Annotated in this window: 6 protein-coding genes and 1 tRNA gene; all 7 read left to right on the top strand. The window is 30.1% G+C overall.

Translation table 11 applies throughout. The features are described from left to right. Positions 1–109 precede the first annotated feature (109 nt). The 7 genes from nhaD (at position 110) to GQ540_RS07140 (ending at position 6,075) form a co-directional block, all read left to right on the top strand. Positions 110–1,477: a sodium:proton antiporter NhaD gene (gene nhaD / locus GQ540_RS07170; protein WP_291799490.1), complete on the top strand. Its 1,368-nt coding sequence runs from the start codon at positions 110–112 to the stop codon at positions 1,475–1,477. Positions 1,478–1,577: 100 nt separating this feature from the next. Continuing rightward, positions 1,578–2,270 (top strand): MotA/TolQ/ExbB proton channel family protein, encoded by a 693-nt coding sequence (locus GQ540_RS07165; protein WP_291799487.1) that lies wholly within the window; start codon positions 1,578–1,580, stop codon positions 2,268–2,270. Between the two features lies 1 nt (position 2,271). Next, a complete protein-coding gene (locus tag GQ540_RS07160; RefSeq protein WP_291799484.1) occupies positions 2,272–2,664 on the top strand; it encodes a biopolymer transporter ExbD in 393 nt (130 codons plus the stop codon). Positions 2,665–2,725: 61 nt separating this feature from the next. Next, the gene (locus GQ540_RS07155; protein WP_291799481.1) at positions 2,726–3,550 is read left to right on the top strand and encodes an energy transducer TonB; all 825 of its coding nucleotides are present in this window, start codon (positions 2,726–2,728) and stop codon (positions 3,548–3,550) included. Positions 3,551–3,556: 6 nt separating this feature from the next. Beyond that, positions 3,557–4,774: a folylpolyglutamate synthase/dihydrofolate synthase family protein gene (locus tag GQ540_RS07150; RefSeq protein WP_291799478.1), complete on the top strand. Its 1,218-nt coding sequence runs from the start codon at positions 3,557–3,559 to the stop codon at positions 4,772–4,774. Between the two features lie 282 nt (positions 4,775–5,056). Next, complete coding sequence (locus GQ540_RS07145; RefSeq protein WP_291799475.1) at positions 5,057–5,860, top strand: hypothetical protein; 804 nt, start codon at positions 5,057–5,059, stop codon at positions 5,858–5,860. Between the two features lie 137 nt (positions 5,861–5,997). Beyond that, positions 5,998–6,075: transfer RNA gene (locus GQ540_RS07140), tRNA-Val, on the top strand. The last annotated feature ends 43 nt before the right edge of the window (positions 6,076–6,118 follow it).

Raw genomic sequence — 6,118 nt, 5'->3', positions numbered from 1 at the left:
ACAATAAAAAAAGCGCTTGAAGAAACATATAATTTAAATAACAGTAAGCAAAACATAAGTAAAACAGCTTTTGAAATAGCATTAAAACAATTAATTTAAACTTTAATATATGGAAACACTCATTATTCTAATATTCATAATAGGATATTTAGCAATTGCTTTAGAGCACAATTTAAAATTAGATAAGTTAATTCCGGCGTTAGCCATGATGGCCATTTTATGGGCACTGGTAGCTTTTGGGATAGAAGCTTTTCCAAATTGGTTTGATTCTGGGGCACATAAACTAGTCGAAGGGTTTTCCAGTTTTTCTACAGATGAAAAGCGTCATTTATTAGAAGAAACATTATTACATCATCTAGGAAAGACAGCTGAAATCTTATTTTTCTTATTAGGAGCAATGACAATTGTTGAAATTATTGATTATTTTGATGGTTTTGCAACCTTCAAAAATTATATTAAAACTAAAAACAAGAAAAAGTTATTATGGATTTTTGCATTTTTAGCATTTATACTTTCTGCAATTATTGATAATTTAACAGCTACTATAGTTTTAATTACGATTCTACAAAAAATTATTAAAGATAAAAATACGCGTTTGTGGTTTGCAGGTTTAATAATTATTGCTGCTAATGCAGGTGGGGCTTGGTCACCAATTGGAGATGTTACAACTACCATGCTTTGGATTGGTAAAAAAGTAACAACAGTAAAATTAATAGAATATTTAATTATACCGTCTTTATTATGTATGATAGTGCCAACATTGATAGCCTCATATATGAAGCCATTTAAAGGAGATATTGCAACGATAGTATCAGAAAGTGAAAATTCAGAAAATAAGTATGGTCCTACAATGTTGTACCTAGGTTTAGGTGCTATTATGTTTGTTCCTGTATTTAAAACTATTACACATTTACCACCTTATGTGGGTATGATGTTATCATTATCTGTTGTAGCAATTTTTGCTGAAATTTATAGCAGGTCTCATTTTAGTATTTCAAATATTTTAGAAAATGATGCTCATGATTCTGCTGGCTTCCATAGTCCAGTTCATAAATCTTTATCAAGAATTGAAATGCCAAGTGTGTTATTTTTCTTCGGAATTTTAATGGCAGTAGCAGCATTAGAGTCATTAGGAATCTTATTTTTAGGTGCTGAATCGTTAAAAACTATTATTCCAAATACAGATATTGTTGTAATGCTTTTAGGTGTAGGGTCTGCAATTGTAGATAATGTACCATTAGTTGCAGCAAGTATGGGAATGTTCCAAGAACCTACAGATAGTGCTTTATGGCATTTTGTTGCTTTTTCAGCTGGTACGGGAGGTAGTATGTTAATTATTGGATCTGCAGCTGGTGTTGTTGCTATGGGAATGGAGAAAATAGATTTTTTCTGGTACTTTAAAAAAATAGCTTGGTTAGCGGCAGTTGGCTTTATTGTTGGTTCGCTCGCCTTTATGGGTATGAGAGCTATCTTATAAAATAAAAATTTAACCCGAGAAATTTCTCGGGTTTTTTTATATCTAAATTCTAAACAATTTTCAGAGTCTAATTTCGTTTAAGAAAAATAAAATTTAATTTATGGCATTACTTATTTTACAAGATTCATCAGAAGTTTTAAATGAAACATTATCTGAAGAAAAAACACTTTCTATCTATAAGTTAATTATGGATGGTGGTTTAGGAGGGCAAATTATTATTGCGTTATTGGTCGTTTTATTGTCAGTTGCACTATATATTTATTTTGAACGATTTTTCGCCATTAAAGCAGCTTCAAAAACTGATAGTAATTTTATGAATCAGATTAGAGATCACATTTCTCATGGAAAGCTTGATGCTGCAAAAGTTTTATGTATACAAGTAAATTCACCAGCTTCACTTTTAATTGAAAAGGGAATTTCAAGAATTGGAAAACCCTTAGCCGATATTAACACAGCAATTGAAAATGCAGGGAGATTAGAAATTTATAAGCTAGAAAAGAATGTGCCTGTTTTAGCAACAATTGCTGGTGCTGCACCAATGATTGGGTTTTTAGGAACCGTAATTGGAATGATTGTAGCAATTCATGAAATAGCAAATGCAGGAGGGCAAATAGACATAAAAATGCTGTCTGATGGTTTATATACTGCAATGACAACTACTGTTGCGGGACTTATAGTTGGAATAATATCATACATACAATACAACCATTTAGTAGTAAGAACCAATAAAGTGGTGTACGAAATGGAAGCAAAATCGGTTGAGTTTTTAGATTTATTAAACGAGCCAATTTAATATGGATATTAGAGGTAGAAATAAAATAAATCCGAACTTTAACATGTCGTCTATGACAGACATTGTTTTTTTATTGCTTATATTTTTCATGATTACTTCAACGTTAGTAACAACTAGCGCTTTAGATATTTTATTACCAAAAGCAAGTGGAAAAACCGAAAACCGAAAATCAGTTTCAGTAAGTATTACTAAAAATTTAAGTTTTTATATTGATAATAAAAAAGTAAGCGAGTCTAAATTGGAACAAGATTTGTTAAAGGTATTAGCAAAGAAGGAAAGTCCAACTATAGTTTTAAGAGCTGAAGAAGGCGTGCCTATTGAAAAGGCTGTGAAAATTATGGATATAGCAAATAGAAATAGATTTAAAGTAATATTAGCAGTTCGGCCTAAATAAGATGTTTAACTTTTTAAATACAAAACATAAAAGAAAATCAGCAACTATAACAAGTGTAATTATGAGTTTGTTATTAGTAGCAATTTTTTTCTTTGGAATGACCTATTTAGATCCTCCAGAAGAATATGGAATTGCTGTTAATTTTGGGACTTCAAATGTTGGTAGCGGAGATATTCAACCTACAGAACTACTTAAATCAACTTCAGAAGAAAAGTCACCTATTGAGGAACAAGAAGAAGTTGAAGAAATAGTTGAACCAGAATCTACAGAAAACATAACCGAAGAGACTGAAGATGTTGCTACTCAAAATAATGAAGAAGCAATTGCAATAAAGAAGAAACAAGATGCTAAAAAGAAGGCTAATGAACTTGCTAAAAAAGTACAATTAGAAAAAGATAGAATTGAAAAAGAAAAACAAGCTGCAATAGCAAAGCAAAAAGCTGAAGAAGAAGCTAAACGAAAAAAATTAGATGCCTTAATTGGTGGAATAAATAATTCAGAAGGTACTGCAACCGGAGGTGAAGGAAATGATTTAAAACCTGGAGATAAAGGAAATATTAACGGAGATCCAAATGCAAGTGGTTATTATGGAAATGGAGGAGGAGGAGGAAATGGCGATTATAATTTAGGCAATAGAAAACCAATTTCAAGACCAAAACCTAATTATATTTGCAATGAAGAAGGATTGGTTGTTGTAAGTATTGAAGTTGATGTTAATGGTAGTGTTATAAAAGCAACTGCAGGAGTAAAGGGATCAACAAATACAGCTCAATGTTTATTAACGCAAGCCAAACAAGCAGCTTTAAAAACTAAATGGAGTGCAGATGCAAAAGCACCTTCTAAACAAATTGGAACTATAAAATACAGATTTTCATTATCACAATAATATTGAATGAATTATAAAGAAACCTTAGATTGGATGTTTGCACAACTACCAATGTTTCAAAGACAAGGCAAAACAGCATTCAAAAAAGATTTAACAAATAGTATTGCTTTCTCAAAACACCTTAATTATCCTGACACAAAATTTAAATCAATTCACGTTGCAGGAACTAATGGTAAAGGCTCTACAAGTCATATGTTGGCTTCTATATTACAAGAAGCAGGTTATAAAGTAGGTTTATATACTTCACCACATTTAAAAGATTTTAGAGAGCGAATTAAAATAAACGGAGAAGTAATTTCTGAAACTGAAGTAATTGATTTTATTTCAGAAAACAAGTTGTTTTTAGACACACATAAATTGTCATTTTTTGAAATGACTGTAGGTTTAGCATTTGATTGTTTTGAAAAACACAACATAGATATTGCAGTTGTTGAAGTTGGTTTGGGAGGAAGGTTAGATTCAACTAATATAATCACTCCTGAAGTATCAGTAATTACAAATATTGGGTTTGATCATACACAGTTTTTAGGCGACACTTTACCAGAAATTGCTTTTGAAAAAGCAGGTATTGTTAAGCATAAAATCCCTGTTGTAGTTGGAGAATTTCAAGAAGAGACTTATGCGGTATTTAAAAATACTGCATCTAGAATGAATGCTCCTATATTTTTGGCTTCATCTAAGATTAATAACAATTATGAATCAGATTTAAAAGGGAATTATCAAGCCAATAATATAAAAACAGCTCTTCAAACAATTTCGGTTTTGAAAACAAAAGAGTTTTTTATTTCAGAAGAAAATATAAAAAATGGTTTGTTGAATGTTGTTAAAAACACAGCGCTTTTAGGCAGGTGGCAAATTTTAAATGAACAACCAAAAGTAATTTGTGATACCGGTCATAATAAAGAAGGATTACACTATGTTTTTAAACAGTTACAAAATGAAACTTTTGAAACATTACATATAGTTTTAGGAGTTGTAAATGATAAGGATTTAGATTCAATACTTCCTTTATTTCCAAAAAACGCCATTTATTATTTTTGTAAACCAAATATTCCACGTGGTTTAAACGAAGTTGAACTGCAAAAAAAATGTTCAAAATTTGAATTACAGGGAACAATATATTCTTCAGTAAAAAAGGCTTATAATTCAGCTTTAAAACTTGCAATAACTGAAGATTTAATTTTTATTGGAGGGAGTACTTTTGTGGTTGCTGAAGTTTTATAAAAAGACTAAATTATCTGATAAATTAATAAAAAACAACGTCAATTTTTATTATAATAATTTTTTTATTATATAAATATTATTATATTAGTAAAATATTAACATGTTAATATGTAGAGCTTTATAGCAATAATACCCTTGAAATTGCTAATTTACAACCTCATAATTTGATTGAAGTACAACTAACCAATCCTATTTTATATATAGGAAATTTCTACCCTAAACCACATTATATTTAATTGTTTTAAGGTTTACTACACCCAAATACTAACTAAAAATATTTTTATGAAAACAATAAAAAAACTATTGTTGGCAACACTTGTGCTTGCCTTTATGTTTACTACAAAAACAATTGCTCAAGAAGAGGAAAAAGAAGCGTTTAAACCAGTTTATATAACTGTAACTACTGCTCATAGAAGTTCTGACCCTGATGTAGATTATTCAGATTGGTTAAAAATAGAACAAGAATACTTTGATAAAGTAACTATGAAAAACGATTTAATTATAGGTTCGGGTTATTATTTTCATTATTTCACACCAGATGATTCTGAAGTTAAATTAGTATCTGTTTATAAAACTTGGGAAGATATTGATAAATCTAGTGGAGTGACAACTAAATTAGTTAAAGAGGGTTGGCCAGATGAGGATGAAAGAAAAGCATTTTTTAAAAAACAAGGTAGTTATTACAGTCCAATGCATAGTGATGAAATTTATGTTTCATTACCATTTCAAAAAGACTATACTACAGAATCTAAAGAGCCAATGATTTATTACGTAAAGGTAAATCAGTTAGGTGATGGAGGTAAAGGGTTTAAAGAATATTTTGAGAATGTAACTCAAAAGAATTCTTATATAAAAGGATACTATACGCATAGACATAGATGGGGTGCTAATAGTAGAGATGCTGTAGAAGTTTTTGCTTTAGAAAATTTTTCAGATATTGAAAAGATGTTTGATGAAAATTCGAAATTAGCAAAAGAGCATTGGCCTAATGAAGATAAAAGGAAAGAGTTTTTTAAAGAGTACAGCAAAATGTTCTCAGGACATGGAGATTATATACTAACCAATGTACCTGAACTAGCAAAATAAATTTCAACTATAATATTGACTCTGAGCCATTTGGTTTGGAGTTTTTTTTATGCCTTTAATTAATTGAAAAAAAATTTATTTTTTTAAAGAAAAGCTTTGTTTAATACAAATTGTAGTTATATATTTGCATCCGCTTAGGGCAATTAGCTCAGTTGGTTCAGAGCACCTCGTTTACACCGAGGGGGTCGGGGGTTCGAATCCCTCATTGCCCACCAAAGTATAAAGCTTCCAATTTTGGAAGCTTTTTTTATGCCTATT

The organism is Lutibacter sp. (assembly GCF_013139515.1).
Taxonomy (GTDB): domain Bacteria; phylum Bacteroidota; class Bacteroidia; order Flavobacteriales; family Flavobacteriaceae; genus Lutibacter.
The sequence above is the reverse complement of the archived record's forward strand: the minus strand, read 5'-3'. Positions and strand labels throughout refer to the sequence as shown.